The sequence below is a fragment of the Limnohabitans sp. DCL3 genome (assembly GCF_048019295.1).
Classification (GTDB): Bacteria; Pseudomonadota; Gammaproteobacteria; order Burkholderiales; family Burkholderiaceae_C; genus Limnohabitans_A.
Genome location: NZ_CP171842.1, coordinates 43,297 through 60,381 on the forward strand (window position 1 = coordinate 43,297; position 17,085 = coordinate 60,381).

Below are 17,085 nucleotides of genomic sequence, written 5' to 3' on the forward strand. Positions count from 1 at the left end.
GACCGCCATGATCCTGAGTGCCAATGAGGCGACGATTGCCCAGGCGGCGCAAGCGCTGCGTGACGGCCAGTTGGTCGGCCTGCCCACCGAGACGGTGTATGGGTTGGCCGCCAATGCGTGTGACGATGCGGCGGTGGCGCAAATTTTTGTGGCCAAAGGACGCCCGGCCGACCACCCACTCATCGTGCATGTGGCCAGTGTGGACCAGGTGTCTTTGTTTGCGGCGCAGGTGCCCGAGTTTGCGCAGGCTTTGATGGCCGCCTTTTGGCCCGGGCCACTCACCTTGATCTTGCCGCGCCAGCCGGGTGTGGCCAACACTTCAACAGGCGGGCAAGACTCCATCGGTCTGCGCTGCCCCTCGCACCCGGTTGCGCAAACCTTGCTGCAGTCCTGCCTGGCCCTCGGTGTTCCGGGTGTTTCGGCCCCCAGTGCCAACCGTTTTGGCCGCGTGAGCCCCACCCGTGCGGCGCATGTGCAGTCCGAGTTGGGCCCTGACTTGTTGATTTTGGACGGTGGCGACTGCGCGGTCGGCATCGAGTCGACCATCATCGACTGCACCCGTGGCGCGCCTGTTTTGCTGCGCCCAGGGCAAATCACGCGGGCTCAAATTGAATCTGTTTACGGCTGTGCTGTGCTGGACAAGGATGCTCCGCAAGCGGTGTTGGGTCAGCCCGCGCCCCGTGCCTCGGGTACCCTTGAGTCCCATTACGCGCCGCGCGCCAAGGTGCGTTTGATGTCTGCGGCGGACATCGCCCATCAATTGCAAGCCCTGGGGCCGCACGCCAACAACCTGGGTGTGTGGTCAGCCGAGCCCCCTGCGAGCGAGCAGGCCATGGGCTCAGGCCTGGGCGCTGGGGTGTTGTGGCGCCAGCAAGCCAACACGGCCGAGCAAGCCGCGCACGATGTGTTCAGCGTGCTGCGCGACTTGGACGCCCGTGGGGTGAGCCAGATTTGGGTGCAGCTGCCGCCCGACACCCCTGATTGGGAAGGCGTGCGGGACAGGTTGCAGCGCGCTGCGGCGTGAAACGCCGCTGTGCAACACCCCTGAGCGTGGGTGTTTCACCGGCCCACAGACGGGCGATTAAAAACGCATGCCGATACCCAGACTGAAAGAAATAGGGTCCAGGGTGGTATCGATCGTTTGCCCAGTAGAGAACGAAGTGCGGTTCTTCAGCAGCGTTTTGCTCAATGACGTGTCGAGCACCCATTTTTCATTCAGGACATAGGTGAAGCCTATTTGAGGCGTCAGTGCCAGTTTGGACTCCACATGCAAGGTGGTGGGCGACCCTCCTGGGTTGGTGGTGGCGGTCAGGGCGCTGGAGCCTTTCTCATCGAAAAAATACGCGTAGGTGATCCCTAAGCCCATATAGGGCCTGAATGTGGAATTGGCTTGGTTGAACCTGTATTGCCCAAAGACCGTGAACGGTAAGGCTTTGACGCTGCCCAATTGACCGGCGCCCGCCAAGGCACCCGCCCCGTAGAGCTTGTGCGTGAAAGGAAGTGCCACCGGAATGTCGAAAGACATGTTGTCGGTGTACATGTAAGTGATGCCGCCACTGAGCTGGGTGTCTTTGCCGACGTCCGTTTGGGTGTTCGTAAAACTGGGGGCTGACATCACACCACTGGTCACTTGAGGGGAAATTTGGGTGACCCCAAAGCGAATCAGTCGGGTGCCGGCAGATTGCGCATGGACCTGCCAATGCGCGACAAGCAAGACCGCTGCGGCAGTGATTTTCAAACGTGTATTCATGATGGGTTCTCCGTGCGGTACAGGGTTACAGCCAGCCGGCCAAGATCAATTCTTTGGTGACCAGCTGGGCCAGCAGTTTGTGCCCGTAGGGTGTGGGGTGCACACTGTCCGCAAACAAGTAGCGCGAGGTGTTCCCAGCAATCAGGTTGTTGGTGTTGCAAACCAATGAGCTGCCACTGCCCGCAACGCCTTGGGTGGCAAACAAGTTGTTTGGGTAATCCAAATTGCAAGCCATACCGGTGACATTGCTCAAACCAAATTGGGTTGGATCGGCAATTTGGCGTCTATTTTCGGTGAATACATCGATAAAAAGAACTTTGGGCAAGTTTGCCAAATCCGCCCTCAACCGTTCGTTGAATGCCATGGTCATGGCCAGCACGAGCTGCTGCGTGGAGTTGTCCGCGCCGTTGATCGTGCTCAGCGCATAGGGCGTCAAGCTCACATCGGGCAAATTGGTCACCACCACCCGTTTGGCGCCCAGGCTGATCATGTTGTTGACACTGGCGCTCAATTGTGCAGCGGCAGTGACCATGGCTGTGATGGCGTTGGGTGCGCCGGTGTTGGCGATGTATTGTGCTGCCGCCAAATTGCCAGCAGTGGTCGCTGCGTTCGTTGCGGACACGATCGCGGCGTTGTATGAATTGGGATCGGTCGAATTGCCAGGTTGTGATGCAGCCGCCAACACGGCCGCACTGACAATCGTAGTTTGTGTGCTGCCATTCTGGAGCGCAGCCTGCTGCATGGCCAGTCCAATGGCCTGGGCTGCAGCGCTGGGGTTGGTCGCGTTTTGGGCCAAGAGTGTGATCAAGGTGTTGGTGAACGTGGTGCTACCTGCCGTATTTCCGGCAGACGTTGCCGCGTCAGTGAGGATGCCAGCTTGGGCGAAAAGTTCATTGGCACCGCCTTGAACGGTGACCAGTTCTTGGCCGGTGAACACCCCGTTGTTGCGACTGAGGTAATTGGCCACTTGGGTCACGATAGGCTCTGTCAAAGCCCCATTGGCACGGCCTGTTCCGTTGGGATCGGTCACGCGTGAGCCACCTTGGGCATAGTTGGTGCAATTTGTGACGTTGGTCACAGACACCCCGAAACCACCGGTTCTGGCGGCGCAGGAGACTTGTCCGGTGGCCGCTGCCGAGACAAGTTGTGCCCATGTGTAGCTGGGAACGGGCTCAGAGCCTGCGGCGCCCGTGATGCCATTGACCGTGAACAGACCCCCACCCAACTGTGCCACCTGGCCGACTCGGTAAGCGCCCGGATCGCTCAAACTGTCGCCAAATGAAACGACCGAAGCGTAAGACACCTTGGGTGTTTGGCTGGCCTCGTTTTGACCGCCACACCCGGTCAGACCGAGGACCAACGAAGCGATCAAGCTTGTTGTGAGTAGCCATTTATTTTTTTGCCGCATCTGTCGTCTCCAAGATAAAAAAAGAACACCTGTTCTTTTCTGCATCCTATAAGTGAAGGATCAGACTGGTTCTTGGGGTATACACCGATGTTTTTGGAGATTTCAATAAAAAATTCAACGATATCGCAGCTTCATCACCAAAATCATCAGCGCCAAGCTGGTGGTGATGCTGTTGGCGATGATGATGGGCCAGGCCACCAGCAAGATGCCGTAGACCAGCCAGAGCGTGACGCCCAGAGTGAATAAGCTGTACATGCTGAGCGAAATACCGCTGACATCGCGGGTGCGAAAAGTTTGCCAAGCTTGGGGCACAAAACTGGCGGTGGTCAGGATGGCGGCCAAAGAGCCGACCCAGTCGATCAAGTTCATGGTGTGTTGGCCTTGGGCGAGGGGGTGTCGCGCACGGTCCATTCGAGGAGTTGGTCAAGAGCCGCTCGGGCTTGTGGGGCGTTGGGGTGGTTCAAGATGGCCACCAGCGTGTAGCCGTGTCCGCTTTGGCCTTGTACATAGCCGGCGACAGAGGCCACGTCACGCAGCGAGCCGGTTTTGAGCCAGGCGTTTGCGATGACCGGGGATTGTGGGTTGCGCTCTTTGAGTCGGGCGGTGGTGCCGTCGATGCCCGCCAACGACAAGGAGTTGGCAAAGTGTTGGGCGTGCGGGCCGGTGCTGGCTGCTTGCAGCAGGGCGGTCAAGGCGCGAGCCGTGCTGCGCTCCTGGCGGGACAGTCCTGACCCGTTGTCCATCACTGGCGCATCTTGTTCGGCAAATCCGTTGCGCCACCACTGCGACAAGCGCACGCGCGAGGCCTCGAAGCGACCAGGCGCACCCAGCTCACTCGACAGGGTCAGGTAAAGCTGCTGGGCCATCACATTGTTGGAAAACTTGTTGATGTCCTGAATGATTTCGGACAGTGGCAAAGATGTCGCCTCCAGCAGCAGCCGAGCCGAGGCCGAGGGCGCGCCGTAACGGACTTGCCCGGTGAGTTGTCCGCCCGCGCTCAGCCACAAGGCGCGAATGACACGCGGCGCATAGGCTTCTGGTTCGGGGTAAGCGACGGGCCATTCGCGCTCTCCGCAGCGTGAGGGGTAGCTGCCTGCAAAGCGCACGTGCAAGGGTTGGCTGAAGTCGGCTTGCAGTTGCCGTCGCCAGTCGCTGCAAGGGGCGCTCGTCATGGGCAATGAGGTGGGCACGGCCAAACCCGCCAAGGGCGGTTCAAAGCGCACTTGCACTTGCCCGCTCGTGCTATCGGGGGTGAATTTGTAGACCACAGCCTTGAAGTTCAGCAGCAAGCCGTCGGGCGACACGTTGTAGGGGCGCAGGGGCTCGTCGTCAAAAGGTTCGCTGCGCTCGCGCACGTCAAACACACTGCGGTCGAGCACGATGTCTCCGCGCACCTCGCGAACGCCTGCAGCCTGGACCTGGGTCAGCAGGTCTTGCAGGCGCTCGACGACCAGTTTGGGGTCGCCACTGCCGCGCACGATCAGATGGCCCTGCAACACGCCGTCACGCAAGGGGCCATCGGTATAGATCCGGTTGCGCCAGACATGCTCCGGGCCCAGCAGGCTCAGCCCGGCATAGGTGGTGAAGAGTTTCATGACCGAAGCCGGGTTCACACTGGCGTTGGCTTGGTGCGACAACTGGCGCGGGCGATGGCTGAGCTGTGTCGTTTTGGCGGGCGGTTGTGCGTTACCCGGGTTGCGCGCATGGTCTGGCAAAGGGGTGATCAGCACGCTCAAGGCCGATGCGGGGACTTGCGCTTGCCGCAGGGTTTTCAAAACCTCGGCGGGCAGGGTTTCGGCGCTGGCCGTCCTTGTGGCCGCAATGGCCCAGATCAGGGCGAGGAGCGCAGGGGCGAACACGGTCTTGAACGGGGGGCGCAAGGCGCGGGTCAATGTCATTCGGTGAGTCTAACGGCCAGACTCTGGTGCTGCAGACCCGTATGATTCAGTCCATGCGATTTTCTTCAAAAACCGTGGGCCTGGCTTCTGCGGTCATCACGGTGTTCATCTGGACGGGTTTCATTGTCATTGCGCGAGCTTCGGCCTCTCGGGGCTTGCTGCCCTTGGACATCGCGCTCGCCCGCATTTTGGGCGCCAGCGCTGTTTTGCTCCCTTGGGCTTGGTGGTGGATGCGGCCGGCGCGTCTTGCGGGCCAAGCGGTCGGCTCTTTGGGGGGTCTGTCGCCTTTGCCTTTGGCGCCGACCTTGCAGGCGGGTTTTTTGGGCGGATTGTTGTACGCCGTCTTGGCTTACAACGGTTTCTTTTTTGCCCCCGCTTCCCATGCTTCGGTCTTGTTGCCCGGCAGTCTGCCCCTTTGGACCACGCTGCTGGCTTGGTTGGTTTTGCGTGAAAAAGTCTCCTCGGCGCGCGCTCTGGGGCTGGGTTTTATTGTGTTGGGTGACGTGTTGGTGGGCGGCGCCAGCTTGCTCATGGCTTTTGACGGCGGAGAGGTTTGGAAGGGCGACTTGTTGTTCATGACCGCCGCTTGTTGTTGGGCGGGCTACAGCGTCACCGTGCGTCGCCATGGTTTGGATGCGGTCCGTGCCACCATGGCCATCACCGCATTTGCTTTCGTGACTTTTGTCCCGGTTTATTTGGGTTTGGTGGGGCTGGGCATTGTGCCCAGCCACTTGATGCAGGTGCCTTGGACCGAAATTGTGTTCCAAGCGGTGTTTCAAGGTGTGGGCTCTGTGGTCATCTCGGGCATCACCTTCACGCAGATGGTGCGCCATTACGGCCCGGTGCGTTCGACCATGATCACGGCGCTGGTGCCAGGCCTGTCGGCCTTGGGCGCGGTGTGGTTTCTGGGCGAGCCCCTGCACTGGAATTTGTTGGCCGGTCTGGCGCTGGTGACCAGCGGTATTTTGTTTGGCGTTCGGCAGGCCCCCAAACCAGTGATCCCTGCGGGAGGCCAAGCATGACCGTCACCTCTGAGCATCGCTGGTTGGCTTTTGACACCAGCACCGATGTGCTGTCATTGGCCGTGGCACGCGGCGACCAAGTCTGGACGCAGACCTTGCCAGGGGGGGCACAAGCTTCCAGCGGTTTGATTCCGGCGGTGCTGGCCATGCTGGCCGAGGCCGACATGCCGTTGAACTCGCTGGACGCCATCGTGTTGGGTCGGGGTCCAGGCTCGTTCACGGGTTTGCGCACCGCGTGTGCTGTGGCGCAGGGCTTGGCCTTTGGTGCGAATTTGCCGGTTTTGCCTGTGGACACTTTGCTGGCTGTGGCCGAAGAAGCGCGTTGGACGCAAGTGCAAGCCGGGGTCATTGCCAACGATGTCGAGCTCACCGTGCTGGCGCTGTTGGACGCCCGCATGGACGAGGTCTACAGCGCCGCTTATCGCTGGGAGCCCGTGCCGGGCGCAAGCCACGGGCATTGGCAAGAAGCCGCGCCCTTGCAGGTCGGTGCCCCCGAAAAACTCCAGTGGCCCAATCACCTCCCGGTGCTGCAAGCAGGCAATGCCTTTGCCGCGTATGGCGAGCGATTGCCCCAGGCGGTGCCGGGGGGCTGGCGCTGCGAGGCCTTGCCCACTGCGGCTGCATTGCTGCGCTTGGCGCCGGCCTTGTGGGCGCAAGGCCTGGCTGTGCCGGCCGAGCAGGCCATGCCGCTTTATATCCGCGACAAGGTGGCCCACACCACCGCCGAGCGCGAGGCCATGAAGGCCAAGGCCGCCCTGGACAAGGCCGCAGCGCAGCCATGAGTCTGTCCATGAAGCCTGCTTCAGCTGACGAAGGCACTCAGCCGTCGGAAGCCACGCGCAACCGCGTCACGCTGGCCCCGATGACGCAGGACGACTTGGACGCGGTGATCGCCATCGAGCAGACCGCCTACAGCCACCCCTGGACGCGCGGCAATTTCCGCGACTCCCTCAACCCGCTGTTCGATGCCCAATGTCTGTGGCTGGATGGCGAATTGCTGGGCTATTTTCTGGCCATGCACGGCTTTGAAGAGATGCATTTGCTCAACATCACCGTGGCGCCTGCGCACCAAGGCCAAGGCTGGGGCCACATGATGCTGGACGCCTTGTCGCTGATGTCGCGCCATGCAGGCGCGCAGTGGTTGTGGCTGGAGGTACGCCAAAGCAATCTGCGGGCACTGAAGGTCTACGAGCGCTATGGCTTCAAACAGATCAGTGTCCGCAAGGATTACTATCCTGCAGGCCGCCAGCAGCGAGAACATGCGGTGGTGATGAGTTTGAAACTGTGAGCCTGAACATGAGCGACCCCACCCGATTCGACCTGGACGACCGCCAACGCGCCATGCTGGCCGAAATGGGCGTGCGCGTGTGGTGGCCGCAGCGCCTCGCCGACGAACAGACTCAGGCTCAAGCTCAGCCACTAGCCCCGGTGCTTGCCGCTTCGTCTGATGTGGCCCTGCCTGCGTCTGCTCCCACGGGGTTGGCCCCCGCCGCATCGCCGGTTTCACGGCCTGCGGCCCCAGCCCCCAAGTCTGCTGTTGCGCCCATGGCTGTGACCGAAGTGCTGGTGGGCAAGCCCTTGGCCGAGGGGGTGGGCCAGATGGATTGGGCGACCTTGCAAAGCGCGGTGGCCACATGTCAAGCCTGTGATTTGTGCGCGAACCGCCAACAAGCCGTGTTCGGTGTGGGTGATGTGCAGGCCGATTGGCTGGTCGTGGGTGACCCGCAGGTCGAAGCCGAGGGCCAGCATGGCGAGCCGTTTGTCGGTCAAGCCAAGCAGTTGCTCGACAACATGCTCAAAGCGGTCGGTTTGAGCCGCGAGGCAAAGGGCGAAGGGGGTGTCTACATCACCAGCAGCCTCAAATGCCGCCTGCCCGGTGGCCGCAACCCCAGCGCGCAAGAGCTGGCCACATGCGAGCCGTATTTGGCGCGGCAGGTGGCTCTCGTGCAGCCCAAAGTCATGGTGGTGATGGGGCGGTTTTCCATCCAGTCGGTGCTGCAATCGAACGAGCCATTGGGCAAATTGCGTGGACAAATCCACCGCTACCAAGGCGTGCCCGTGGTGGCCACCTACCACCCCGATGCGCTGCTGCGCAACCTGCCTGACAAGGCCAAAGCGTGGGCAGACTTGGTGTTGGCGCTCAAGACCGCCAAGGGTTAACCCACGGCCTCAAGCCACGCTGCGTTTGGGCCAAAGTACCGCAGCGATCGACAGCATCATCAAGCCTACCGCTGCCCAGTCTTGCCAGTGCAGCACCTCGCCCAACCAGACCGCCCCACTGAACACGCCCAGCACCGGGATCAGCATCACGCTCAATGTGGATGCCACGGGGGGCAAGCTGCGCGCCAGGTAAAACCAAGCGGCGTGCGCAAAGCCAAACACCAATACGGCATTGAAGCCGATGGCAAACCAGTTGGAGGGTGACGGGGCCACCCAGCGCTCGCTCTCGAGCACCACGGCCAATACGCTGATCACCCCGGTGGTCATCAGGGTCATCCAAAACGAGAGGGCCAAGGTGGGAATCGGCATCTGGGTTCGGCGCAACATTTGCGTGCCCAGCGCCCAGGTGCTGGCCGCCACCAAGGCCAGCAAGACCCCGGTGGGCCTGCCGCTCAGGTTGGACAACTCATGCCAGAGCAAAAGCACCACCCCCAGACTGGCGGCGGCCACCCCGGCCCAAGAGCGTTTGGCCAACTGGTCGCCAAACACCCAGGCGCCGAGCAAGGCTGAAAACATGGGCATGGTGTAACCCAAAATCGCCGCCCGACCGCTCGACAGCGATTGCACCGCGATGATGATCAGCGCGTGCCAGATGAACATGTTGAACACCGCCAACACCAGCAACTCGCGCCAATGCGCACGCGGAATGCGAAACGGCACCTTCATGGCCAGCAAAGCCAGCCCCAACACCGGCGTGCCCAGCCACAGGCACATGGCCCGAAAGGTCAAGGGCGGAAAGCCCGTGACCCCCATTTTCATGACCGGCCAGTTGATGCCCCAGACCACGGTGAGCAAAACCAAGAGGGTCCATTGGCGGGGAGAGAGTTTGTGCATGGGGTGCATCTTATCGGGCCGTAAAATCCCATCCCATGACCTTCCTCGACATGCTGCGCGCCGCCGAGCGCCAAAACGGCTCCATGCTTTGCGTGGGCCTGGACCCGGAACCCACCAAGTTCCCTGCCGCCTACAAGGGCGACGCCAACAAGATCTACGACTTTTGTGCCCGCATCGTCGACGCCACAGCCGACCTGGTCAGCAGCTTCAAACCCCAAATCGCCTACTTCGCCGCGCACCGCGCCGAAGGCCAGTTGGAGCGCCTGATGGAACACATGCGCCGCGTGGCCCCGCATGTGCCGATCATTCTGGACGCCAAGCGTGGCGACATCGGCAGCACCGCCGAGCAGTACGCCAAAGAAGCTTTCGAGCGCTACGGTGCCGATGCCGTGACCCTGTCGCCCTTCATGGGCTGGGACTCTGTGGCCCCCTACCTGAAGTACCACGGCAAAGGCGCCTTTTTGTTGTGCCGCACCTCCAACCCTGGCGGTGACGATTTGCAAAACCAGCGCCTGGCCTCGGTCGAAGGCCAACCCCGTTTGTACGAACACATTGCCCAATTGGCCCAAGGCCCTTGGAACCTGAATGGTCAACTGGGTCTGGTGGTCGGCGCGACTTACCCAGCCGAGATCGAGCGCGTGCGCGAACTCGCCCCCACAGTGCCCTTGCTGATCCCCGGCGTGGGCGCACAAGGCGGCGACGCGGTCGCCACCGTGAAGGCCGGTTGGCGTGCCAACGCCGACGGCAGCAGCGCAGGATCGATCATCGTCAACTCATCGCGTGCGGTGCTGTACGCTTCGAGCGGCGACGATTTTGAACAAGCCGCCCGGAAAGTCGCCATGCAGACGCGGGACACGCTGGAAGCGGCCAAGGCCGCTTGAAGCTTGGCGGCTCAGGGCTTTGCCTGCGCCGCTTGCTGCGCCTTGTACACCAACTTGCGCGCCATGCTCCAGCGGTGGACTTCGCTCGGGCCGTCATAAATTCGGAAGGCCCGCATGTCCATGAAAATGCGCATCACAGGCGTCTCGGAGGTCACGCCTTGGCCACCCAAAATTTGCACGCAACGGTCCACCACACGCCACTCGGCTTCGGAGCAGGCCACTTTGGCCCGGCTCGATTCGAAGCCGCCTTTGTGGCCTTGGTCCAGCAGCCAGGCGGTGTGCCAGATGTGCAGGCGGGCGGTGTGCAGGTCGATGTCGTTGTCGGCCAGCATGAAACCTACGCCTTCGTGTTCGGCCAGTGGTTTGCCAAAGGCGTGGCGGCGGCTGGCGTAGGCCAGTGCCATGTCGTGTGCGCGGCGGGCCTGCCCCAGCCAGCGCATGCAGTGTGTCAAGCGGGCAGGCGCCAAGCGCACCTGCGCATAACGAAAGCCCTGACCCACTTCGCCCAGCACATCGCTGGCAGGCACACGCACATTGTCAAAGCGCAGCACGCCGTGACCACCTGTGAAGCAGTTGTCCATCGCGTCCATGCTGCGCTCGAGCGTGATGCCCGCTTTGTCCATGTCGGTCAAAAACATGGTGGCCGTGCCGTCTTCCATGCGGGCCATGACGATGGCGTAATCTGCGCCGTCCGCACCGGTGATGAACCATTTGAGGCCGTTGATCAGGTAGTCGTCGCCCTCTTGCACAGCGGTGGTTTTGAGCATCGATGGGTCAGCGCCCGCGCCAGGGTCGGGTTCGGTCATGGCAAAGCACGAGCGCGTGCGGCCTGCCACCTGTGGGCGCAGCCAGCGCTCTTTCTGCGCCGCAGTGGCCACTTCTTCCATGAGGTGGATGTTGCCTTCGTCGGGGGCGTGGATGTTCAGTGCCGTGGGCCCGAGGTTGGAATAACCGGCTTCTTCAAACACCACCGCTTTGGCGATGTGGTTCAAGCCCAGGCCGCCCATCTCCAAGGAGGCGTGCGGAGTGAGCAAGCCTGCAGCGCGTGCGCGACTCACCAGTTCCCGACGCAGATCTTCGGACGGGCCGTGCAGGCCGTGGCGCGGGTCGCCCTCCAGTGGGATCACTTGTTCGGCAATGAACTGCCGCGTGCGCTCGCGCAGGGCCGCAATGTCCGGTGGGATGTCGAAGTTCATGGTCAGGGTTTTTCAAAGGGTTGAACAGGGTATCTGATGAAGATTGGAAAGGCTGCGCGGGGCGTGTCCTGTCCGGCCTGCGACTTGCTGTCGCACGGGTGTCTTTTCTCGAAGCCCGAAGCCGCCTGTCATCTGGGCGGCACGCTCAAGATCTGGTGAATGCTACGCTGCAAAGCACGGGCAAAAGACTTGGCCATGCCCCTGCCCGCAAAAGGAAAACCATGAAGCTTTACACCGCCCACCGCGCCCCCAGCCCCCGACGGGTGCTGATGTTTTTGGTCGAGAAAAACATCACGGGCATTGAGATGGTGAACATGGACCTGAACGGTGGCGAGCACCGCCAGCCCGAATACCTGGCCAAAAGCCCGCTGGCCAAAGTGCCCGCGCTGGAGCTGGATGACGGCCGCGTGATCACCGAGACGCGGGCGATCTGCACCTTGCTCGAAGGCCGCTTTCCTGAGCCCAACCTGATGGGTGTGGACGGTGACGAGCGCGGCTTCATTGAGATGGCCGACCGACAGGTGGAGCTGTATTTGCTGGGCGGCATCGCCAACGCGATTCGGCACAGTCACCCGGGCTTGGCGGCTTTGGAGAAGCCCCAGTTCCCCGAGTTTGGCCGCTCACAGGCCGAGAAGGTGCGGGATGTGGCGCGGGGTTTTGACCAGCGCCTGCAAAGCCAGCCCTGGTTCGCGGGCGAGCGCTTCACCATCGCCGACATCACCGCGTTTTGTGCGATGGAGTTTGCACGTGGCCTGATGAAATTCGTGCCCGGCGACGAGGGCATGAACGCCTTGCAAGCTTGGCGCGACCGGATGAACGAGCGGCCCAGCGCCAAAGTTTGATGGGCTGAGGTGGATCAGCTGAACACGCCGCCGTACGCTTTGCGCAGCTCGTTTTTCTGAACCTTGCCAGTGCCGCCCACGGGCAGGGATTCGAGAAAGACCACATCGTCGGGCACCCACCACTTGGCCACCTGGGTGGTGAGGAAGTCGAGGATCTCTTGTTTCTCCAGCGCCTGTCCCGGCTTGCGCACGATGAACAGCAGCGGGCGTTCGTCCCACTTGGGGTGCTTGACACCAATGACGGCGGCCATGGCCACTGCAGGGTGGGCGATGGCGGCGTTTTCCAGGTCGATGGAGCTGATCCACTCCCCCCCGGTTTTGATGACGTCTTTGGTGCGGTCGCGGATTTGCATGGTGCCGTGCGCGTCGATGGTGGCGATGTCGCCCGTGGGGAACCAGCCGTTCACCAGCGCGGTTTTTTCGGCTTTGAAATAGCGCTCCACAATCCACAGGCCGCGCACCATCAGCTCCCCTTGTGAGGTGCCGTCGCGGGGCAAGGTGACGCCGTTTTCATCGACGATCTTGATTTCAATGCCCGAGACGGTTTTGCCTTGCTTGGCCACGATGGCGTGCTGCTCGGCGGCGGGCTTGAGGCGGTCGGCACGGCTCAAGTTGCTCATGGTGGCCACTGCGGTGGTTTCGGTCATGCCCCAGCCGTGGCGCACTTCCACACCGTAGGTGTCCATGAACTTGGCGATCAGCGCCATGGGCATGGCCGAGCCGCCTACGCAAGTGCGTTTCATGTGCGCAAAGCGCAAGTTGTTTTGCTCGACGTGCTGAATCAGGCCCATCCAGATGGTGGGCACACCCGCGCTGATGGTGACCTGCTCGGCCTCCATCAAATCGAACAGGCTCGCGCCGTCGAGCTTGGGGCCGGGCAAAACCAGTTTGGTGCCCGCCACCAGCGCGGCGTAGGGGATGCACCAGGCGTTGATGTGGAACATGGGCACCACGGGCAGAACCGTCTCTTGCGTGGAAAAGCCCAGCACATCGGGCAGGCAGGCGGTGGTGGCGTCCAGCACGATGGCACGGTGCGTGTACAGCACACCCTTGGGGTTGCCGGTGGTGCCCGATGTGTAGCACAGCGCCGCGCCGGTTTGGTCATCCAACTCAGGCCAGTGGAAGGTGTCACTGTGGCCCGAGATCAGGCCCTCGTAGTTCATGACGTTGGCGACGCCTTCGATGCTGGGCGTGTTGGCCGCGTCAGCCAGGCAGACCCAGGCGCGCACTTGCGGGCAATGCGCGGCAATGCCTTTGACCAGCGGCGCGAAGGTGGCGTCAAACAGCACCACTTCGTCTTCGGCGTGGTTGATCACATAGATCAGCTGTTGCGGGTGCAGGCGTGGGTTGCAGGTGTGCATGACCATGCCACTGCCCGAGACGGCGTAATACGCCTCCAGGTGGCGGTGGTTGTTCCAGGCGATGGAGCCGACGGCGCTGCCTGCTTTGAGGCCCATCTGGGCCAGCGCGTTGGCCAGTTGGCGTGCGCGTTGGGCGGTGTCGGCGTAGGTGGTGCGGTGCAGCGGACCATGCGTCTCGCGCGAGACGATCTCTTGGTCGCCAAACTGCGCAGCGGCGTGTTCGAGGATGCCCGAAATGAGCAGGGGGCGGTTCATCATGAGGCCGGCGTGGGGCATGCGAATGTCTCCAGTGTTTGGACTTTTTTTACAGCAGTGCCGCGTACACCAGGTCGCGGAACAAGGGGCGATAGTAGTCTCTTTGGTTGGGTGCCTGAATCATCAGCATGGCGACCATGTCGAGCGCTGGATCCACAAAGAAGGTGGTGCCCGCGATGCCGCCCCAGTAATACAAGCCCACCGAGCCGGGCACGGGCGACAGGCCCAAATGGGTGCGCACCGCAAAGCCCAAACCAAAGCCGTGGCCCGGTGGCAGCAGCGTGCCATCGGCCGGGATGCCGCCCAGATGGTCGGCGGTCATGTAGTCCACCGTGTGCGGGCCAAGCAAGCGCACACCGTTGAGCTCGCCTCGGTTGCGCAGGCATTGCAAAAAGCGGGCGTAATCCATCGCGGTCGACATGAGGCCCCCGCCCCCGCCTTCCATGGCGGGCACATCGCGCGGTTCAAGCACCTTCATCGGCACGCCACCGTCGGGGTCGTGCGCAAAGGGCTCGGCAATGCGGTGGTGCTGCTCGGGCGGCACGGCAAAGCCGGTGTCCACCATGCCCAACGGGCCAAAAATCTCGGTTTGCAGGAAAGCGCCCAGCCCGTGTCCGCTGACCACCTCGACCAATCGCCCCAGCACATCGGTGGCGCGGCTGTAGGCCCATACGCTGCCGGGCTGGAATTGCAAGGGCATGGCCGCCAAGGTCTGAGAGAACTCGGCATTGGTGCGTTCGCGCGAGGCGATTTTGACGTGCCCGTATTGCTGCTGCACGGGGGATGTGCCCAAAAACTCATAGGTCAGCCCCGCCGTGTGGCGCAGCAGGTCTTGCACCGTGGCCGCTTGTTTGACCGGCTCAAGCCCGTTGGCCGTGGCGACTTGCTGGTGGGTGTACTCGGGCAGCCAGCGGCTGACCGGATCGCTCAAAAGCAACAACCCACGCTCGACCAGCATCATCACCGCCACCGACACAACCGGCTTGGTCATGGAATAGATGCGAAAAATGCTGTCGGTTTGCATGGGCGTGCCCTTGGCGGGGTCTTGCTGGCCCACAGCCTCCATCAAGGCAATTTGCCCACGCCGGGCGATCATGGCCACAGCCCCCGGCAACCTGCCACTGGCCACTTCGCGGCGCAGCACATGCATCAGGCGCTGTGTCCGCTCGGGGCACAGGCCCACGTCAGCGGGGTGGGCTTGGGGCAAAGCGGGGTGAGTGGTCATCGGGTGCTCCTGAAGAAGGACCTTTTGTACACCAGCACGGCGCAGCGGGGTATCACCTGCGGCGCAGCCGCCTGCCGGGCTTGTCGCCCATGCGTCATTGGGATGAACCTTTGCACTGTGCGAGCGTTGCTAGACTGAATTCATGCGCATTTCAGAACTCTCTGCCAAGACCCAGGTGTCGGTGCACCGCTTGCGGCGATACGAAGCGGCGGGCTTGATCGTGGGCCAGCGATTGCCCAACGGTTACCGCGATTACGACGAGAAAACCGTCCAACACGTCATCTTCATCGCCATGTCGCGTGAGATGGGTTTCTCGCTGCCCTTCATTGCCGAGTATTTGCCGCGCTTTAAATTGGGCAAGTTGTCGGCACAAGACATGATCGCGGCGATCCGCCAGCGTGTGGCCGACATCGACCAGGTGATCGCCGAACACCAAGCCCTGCGCAAAAAGCTGATCGACCACATCGGCTGGTTTGAACACAAGCAAAGGAAATCAAAATGAGCCCACTTGATATGTTGAAAAAGATCAACGCCATGGCCGAATTCAACCGCTGGTGCGGCATCGAAGTCACCGTGGCCGAACTCGGCTTTGTCGAAATCCAAATGCCCTGGCGCCCTGAAGTTGGGCAGTATTCAGGTTTTTTGCACGCGGGTTTGATCGGCACCTTGATCGACACCGCGTGTGGCTTCGCAGCAGGTACCGTGGCGGGGCCGAATTTGCTGGCTGCCAATTATTCGGTCAATTGCTTGCGCCCTGCCGTGGGGCAAAAGTTCATTGCCCGGGCACGGGTGGTCAAGCCGGGCAAAGCGCAGGTGTTCACCAGCTGCGATTTGTTTGCGGTGGATGCAGAAGGCGAAAAGCTGGTGGCCAACGGTCAGACTTTGCTGACGGTGGTCGCAGGGTAAGCTGTGCAGCATGGCGAATCAACGCAGCGCACTTGGCTCCATCCATTTGGGCAATTTGTCTGGCTACTGGTCACGGCGCATTGGTGATGTTCATCGACTGGTTTATGCCGTAGACGATGTGGATTTGACCGTGATTGTCTGTCGGGGGCATTGCCAGTCAGTGTTGTTCAACTTGTGGCGATAGTCCTGGCCCACAAGGCCATCCCCCGCTGTGCTTTGCTCGCATCGCTCGGCACCAAGGTCACAGGGCCTTGGGGTGTCTGGTGCAGCACGTCGGCCAGTGCGAGCAAGGCCGCTTCTGAGCCACTCAGCAGTTCAAGCTCCAGCTCCAGCAGCGGCTCGCTCAGGTTGGTGCCGGGCACATGGATGCGGCCATGGTCCAGGGCGACTTCGATCTGGGCGCCTGCGTGTTCGATCACCCAGCGCTGGCGTTCAAAGTCGGTGCAAAACAGCGCACGCAAAGCAGGGCGCCAAGCCATCAGGTCGGCGGCCAATGCGGTGTCATCGACCAGCGCATCGAACTGCAGCGCACCCGGCGTTGTCGGGCCTTCCCATTCTTGTCTGCGCGACAGACCGTTTTGGCTTTGGCCTGCGGTTTTGACCGTGAGCAGCCACTGTTCACCCGCCAGCCGCTCACGCACGGCCATGCGGCGCTGCTGAAGAGCCAGGTCGGGCGTGTCGAAATAGGTGTTGAGCAAGCGCTGCGTGCCTGCGCCTTTGGCCAGCAGCGGGTGGGCCAGCAGGCGGGGCAGATCGGCTGCAGAGAGGCTGAGTTTGAGTTCGGTTTCCATGGGCGGTTGCTGGGCGTGGCGCATGCCGGGCCTGAAGGTGCCGACCTACTGGCGAGAGGTTGGCCGTTCGTGCGGTCTGGCGCTTCAGGTCTCAAGCTGTACGGCCTTCAAATCGCCCGCGCAGATAGGCCACGATCTCGGTCGAGTCTTGCAGCCAACGGGTTTGGCCATTGGCTTCGGTGATTTGGAGGCAAGGCACTTTCGTCGCGCCACTGCCTTGCAGCAAATCATTGCGGTGATCGGCATGGTGCTGCGCATCGCGCTTTTCAATCGGCAGCGACAAGCGGCGCATTTCTTGACGCACCTTGATGCAAAACGGGCAGGTGCTGAACTGGTAGAGCGCCAGGCTTTGGCATTGCTGGTCCACCTTGGCTTGCTCAGCGGGGGCGCGTTGCACGCCAGCGGGTTGGGTCAGGCGTTCTTTGAGCAGCATGACGGGGCCCAGCACGATGCGCAGGGTTCTGAAGAATGCACGGATCACGGGTTTCATAAGGGT

The 17,085-nt window shown here is 61.9% G+C and carries 19 protein-coding genes and 1 pseudogene; 10 read left to right on the forward strand and 10 right to left on the reverse strand.

The genetic code is table 11. From position 1 onward, the window contains the following. The first annotated feature begins 7 nt into the window (after positions 1-7). Positions 8-1,024 (forward strand): L-threonylcarbamoyladenylate synthase, encoded by a 1,017-nt coding sequence (locus ACHEXK_RS00235; protein WP_416547267.1) that lies wholly within the window; start codon positions 8-10, stop codon positions 1,022-1,024. 57 nt (positions 1,025-1,081) lie between these two features. Here the strand turns inward: ACHEXK_RS00235 and ACHEXK_RS00240 are convergent, their stop codons facing one another. From ACHEXK_RS00240 to dacB, 4 genes are all read right to left on the reverse strand, one after another. Beyond that, positions 1,082-1,750: an OmpW/AlkL family protein gene (locus ACHEXK_RS00240; RefSeq protein ID WP_416547268.1), complete on the reverse strand. Its 669-nt coding sequence runs from the start codon at positions 1,748-1,750 to the stop codon at positions 1,082-1,084. A 25-nt stretch (positions 1,751-1,775) separates the two neighbouring features. Beyond that, the gene (locus ACHEXK_RS00245) at positions 1,776-3,122 is read right to left on the reverse strand and encodes an SGNH/GDSL hydrolase family protein (RefSeq protein ID WP_416547269.1); all 1,347 of its coding nucleotides are present in this window, start codon (positions 3,120-3,122) and stop codon (positions 1,776-1,778) included. Positions 3,123-3,272: 150 nt separating this feature from the next. After that, entirely contained in the window at positions 3,273-3,527 is a 255-nt protein-coding gene (locus tag ACHEXK_RS00250) for a SemiSWEET transporter (RefSeq protein WP_416547270.1), read from the reverse strand. Then, a complete protein-coding gene (gene dacB, locus ACHEXK_RS00255; RefSeq protein WP_416547271.1) occupies positions 3,524-5,056 on the reverse strand; it encodes a D-alanyl-D-alanine carboxypeptidase/D-alanyl-D-alanine-endopeptidase in 1,533 nt (510 codons plus the stop codon). Before dacB ends, ACHEXK_RS00250 begins: the two co-directional genes overlap by 4 nt. A 53-nt stretch (positions 5,057-5,109) precedes the next feature. On the opposite strand from dacB, the gene ACHEXK_RS00260 reads away from it, so the two are divergent. The 4 genes from ACHEXK_RS00260 to ACHEXK_RS00275 are packed head-to-tail and all read left to right on the forward strand — an operon-like array spanning position 5,110 to position 8,238. Next, the gene (locus tag ACHEXK_RS00260; protein WP_416547272.1) at positions 5,110-6,078 is read left to right on the forward strand and encodes a DMT family transporter; all 969 of its coding nucleotides are present in this window, start codon (positions 5,110-5,112) and stop codon (positions 6,076-6,078) included. Beyond that, a complete protein-coding gene (gene tsaB / locus ACHEXK_RS00265) occupies positions 6,075-6,860 on the forward strand; it encodes a tRNA (adenosine(37)-N6)-threonylcarbamoyltransferase complex dimerization subunit type 1 TsaB (protein ID WP_416547273.1) in 786 nt (261 codons plus the stop codon). Before ACHEXK_RS00260 ends, tsaB begins: the two co-directional genes overlap by 4 nt. Positions 6,861-6,868: 8 nt before the next feature. Beyond that, positions 6,869-7,366, forward strand: coding sequence for a ribosomal protein S18-alanine N-acetyltransferase (gene rimI, locus ACHEXK_RS00270; protein WP_416547274.1), 498 nt, complete (start codon positions 6,869-6,871; stop codon positions 7,364-7,366). A gap of 8 nt (positions 7,367-7,374) precedes the next feature. Further along, positions 7,375-8,238: a uracil-DNA glycosylase family protein gene (locus tag ACHEXK_RS00275; RefSeq protein ID WP_416547275.1), complete on the forward strand. Its 864-nt coding sequence runs from the start codon at positions 7,375-7,377 to the stop codon at positions 8,236-8,238. Positions 8,239-8,247: 9 nt separating this feature from the next. Here the strand turns inward: ACHEXK_RS00275 and ACHEXK_RS00280 are convergent, their stop codons facing one another. Then, positions 8,248-9,132 carry a DMT family transporter gene (locus tag ACHEXK_RS00280; RefSeq protein ID WP_416547276.1) on the reverse strand — a complete coding sequence of 295 codons (885 nt, stop codon included), beginning with the start codon at positions 9,130-9,132 and terminating at the stop codon, positions 8,248-8,250. Between the two features lie 35 nt (positions 9,133-9,167). Here ACHEXK_RS00280 and pyrF point away from each other — a divergent pair, with 35 nt between their 5' ends. Further along, positions 9,168-10,013 carry an orotidine-5'-phosphate decarboxylase gene (gene pyrF, locus ACHEXK_RS00285; protein ID WP_416547277.1) on the forward strand — a complete coding sequence of 282 codons (846 nt, stop codon included), beginning with the start codon at positions 9,168-9,170 and terminating at the stop codon, positions 10,011-10,013. An 11-nt stretch (positions 10,014-10,024) separates the two neighbouring features. Here pyrF and ACHEXK_RS00290 read toward each other — a convergent pair whose 3' ends face one another. Then, complete coding sequence (locus tag ACHEXK_RS00290) at positions 10,025-11,209, reverse strand: acyl-CoA dehydrogenase family protein (RefSeq protein WP_416547278.1); 1,185 nt, start codon at positions 11,207-11,209, stop codon at positions 10,025-10,027. Positions 11,210-11,430: 221 nt separating this feature from the next. On the opposite strand from ACHEXK_RS00290, the gene ACHEXK_RS00295 reads away from it, so the two are divergent. After that, entirely contained in the window at positions 11,431-12,051 is a 621-nt protein-coding gene (locus ACHEXK_RS00295) for a glutathione S-transferase family protein (protein WP_416547279.1), read from the forward strand. A 14-nt stretch (positions 12,052-12,065) separates the two neighbouring features. Here the strand turns inward: ACHEXK_RS00295 and ACHEXK_RS00300 are convergent, their stop codons facing one another. Together ACHEXK_RS00300 and ACHEXK_RS00305 are read right to left on the reverse strand one after the other, a co-directional pair. Next, positions 12,066-13,688: a long-chain-fatty-acid--CoA ligase gene (locus ACHEXK_RS00300; protein ID WP_416547280.1), complete on the reverse strand. Its 1,623-nt coding sequence runs from the start codon at positions 13,686-13,688 to the stop codon at positions 12,066-12,068. A gap of 28 nt (positions 13,689-13,716) precedes the next feature. After that, positions 13,717-14,892, reverse strand: coding sequence for a serine hydrolase domain-containing protein (locus ACHEXK_RS00305; RefSeq protein WP_416547281.1), 1,176 nt, complete (start codon positions 14,890-14,892; stop codon positions 13,717-13,719). Positions 14,893-15,034: 142 nt separating this feature from the next. On the opposite strand from ACHEXK_RS00305, the gene ACHEXK_RS00310 reads away from it, so the two are divergent. The 3 genes and pseudogenes from ACHEXK_RS00310 to ACHEXK_RS00320 all read left to right on the forward strand — a co-directional run. Then, complete coding sequence (locus tag ACHEXK_RS00310) at positions 15,035-15,394, forward strand: MerR family transcriptional regulator (protein WP_416547282.1); 360 nt, start codon at positions 15,035-15,037, stop codon at positions 15,392-15,394. Then, positions 15,391-15,798 (forward strand): PaaI family thioesterase, encoded by a 408-nt coding sequence (locus ACHEXK_RS00315; protein WP_416547283.1) that lies wholly within the window; start codon positions 15,391-15,393, stop codon positions 15,796-15,798. The genes ACHEXK_RS00310 and ACHEXK_RS00315 overlap by 4 nt, the downstream gene beginning before the upstream one ends. A 52-nt stretch (positions 15,799-15,850) precedes the next feature. Then, positions 15,851-15,982: pseudogene (locus ACHEXK_RS00320) on the forward strand (type II toxin-antitoxin system YoeB family toxin); the annotation flags it as partial. On the opposite strand, the gene ACHEXK_RS00325 reads toward ACHEXK_RS00320, so the two are convergent. Next, entirely contained in the window at positions 15,966-16,613 is a 648-nt protein-coding gene (locus ACHEXK_RS00325) for a CYTH domain-containing protein (protein ID WP_416547284.1), read from the reverse strand. The pseudogene ACHEXK_RS00320 and the gene ACHEXK_RS00325 sit on opposite strands and share 17 nt — an antisense overlap. 67 nt (positions 16,614-16,680) lie before the next feature. After that, positions 16,681-17,079, reverse strand: coding sequence for a glutaredoxin family protein (locus ACHEXK_RS00330; RefSeq protein ID WP_416547285.1), 399 nt, complete (start codon positions 17,077-17,079; stop codon positions 16,681-16,683). Positions 17,080-17,085: the final 6 nt, after the last annotated feature.

Coding starts and splice junctions, on each gene's coding strand:
- ACHEXK_RS00235 (WP_416547267.1), top strand. CDS start 8: ATGATCCTGAGTGCCAATGAGGCGACGATTGCCCAGGCGGCGCAAGCG.
- ACHEXK_RS00240 (WP_416547268.1), bottom strand. CDS start 1,750: ATGAATACACGTTTGAAAATCACTGCCGCAGCGGTCTTGCTTGTCGCG.
- ACHEXK_RS00250 (WP_416547270.1), bottom strand. CDS start 3,527: ATGAACTTGATCGACTGGGTCGGCTCTTTGGCCGCCATCCTGACCACC.
- dacB (WP_416547271.1), bottom strand. CDS start 5,056: ATGACATTGACCCGCGCCTTGCGCCCCCCGTTCAAGACCGTGTTCGCC.
- ACHEXK_RS00260 (WP_416547272.1), top strand. CDS start 5,110: ATGCGATTTTCTTCAAAAACCGTGGGCCTGGCTTCTGCGGTCATCACG.
- tsaB (WP_416547273.1), top strand. CDS start 6,075: ATGACCGTCACCTCTGAGCATCGCTGGTTGGCTTTTGACACCAGCACC.
- rimI (WP_416547274.1), top strand. CDS start 6,869: ATGAAGCCTGCTTCAGCTGACGAAGGCACTCAGCCGTCGGAAGCCACG.
- ACHEXK_RS00275 (WP_416547275.1), top strand. CDS start 7,375: ATGAGCGACCCCACCCGATTCGACCTGGACGACCGCCAACGCGCCATG.
- ACHEXK_RS00280 (WP_416547276.1), bottom strand. CDS start 9,132: ATGCACAAACTCTCTCCCCGCCAATGGACCCTCTTGGTTTTGCTCACC.
- pyrF (WP_416547277.1), top strand. CDS start 9,168: ATGACCTTCCTCGACATGCTGCGCGCCGCCGAGCGCCAAAACGGCTCC.
- ACHEXK_RS00290 (WP_416547278.1), bottom strand. CDS start 11,209: ATGAACTTCGACATCCCACCGGACATTGCGGCCCTGCGCGAGCGCACG.
- ACHEXK_RS00295 (WP_416547279.1), top strand. CDS start 11,431: ATGAAGCTTTACACCGCCCACCGCGCCCCCAGCCCCCGACGGGTGCTG.
- ACHEXK_RS00300 (WP_416547280.1), bottom strand. CDS start 13,688: ATGCCCCACGCCGGCCTCATGATGAACCGCCCCCTGCTCATTTCGGGC.
- ACHEXK_RS00305 (WP_416547281.1), bottom strand. CDS start 14,892: ATGACCACTCACCCCGCTTTGCCCCAAGCCCACCCCGCTGACGTGGGC.
- ACHEXK_RS00310 (WP_416547282.1), top strand. CDS start 15,035: ATGCGCATTTCAGAACTCTCTGCCAAGACCCAGGTGTCGGTGCACCGC.
- ACHEXK_RS00315 (WP_416547283.1), top strand. CDS start 15,391: ATGAGCCCACTTGATATGTTGAAAAAGATCAACGCCATGGCCGAATTC.
- ACHEXK_RS00325 (WP_416547284.1), bottom strand. CDS start 16,613: ATGCGCCACGCCCAGCAACCGCCCATGGAAACCGAACTCAAACTCAGC.
- ACHEXK_RS00330 (WP_416547285.1), bottom strand. CDS start 17,079: ATGAAACCCGTGATCCGTGCATTCTTCAGAACCCTGCGCATCGTGCTG.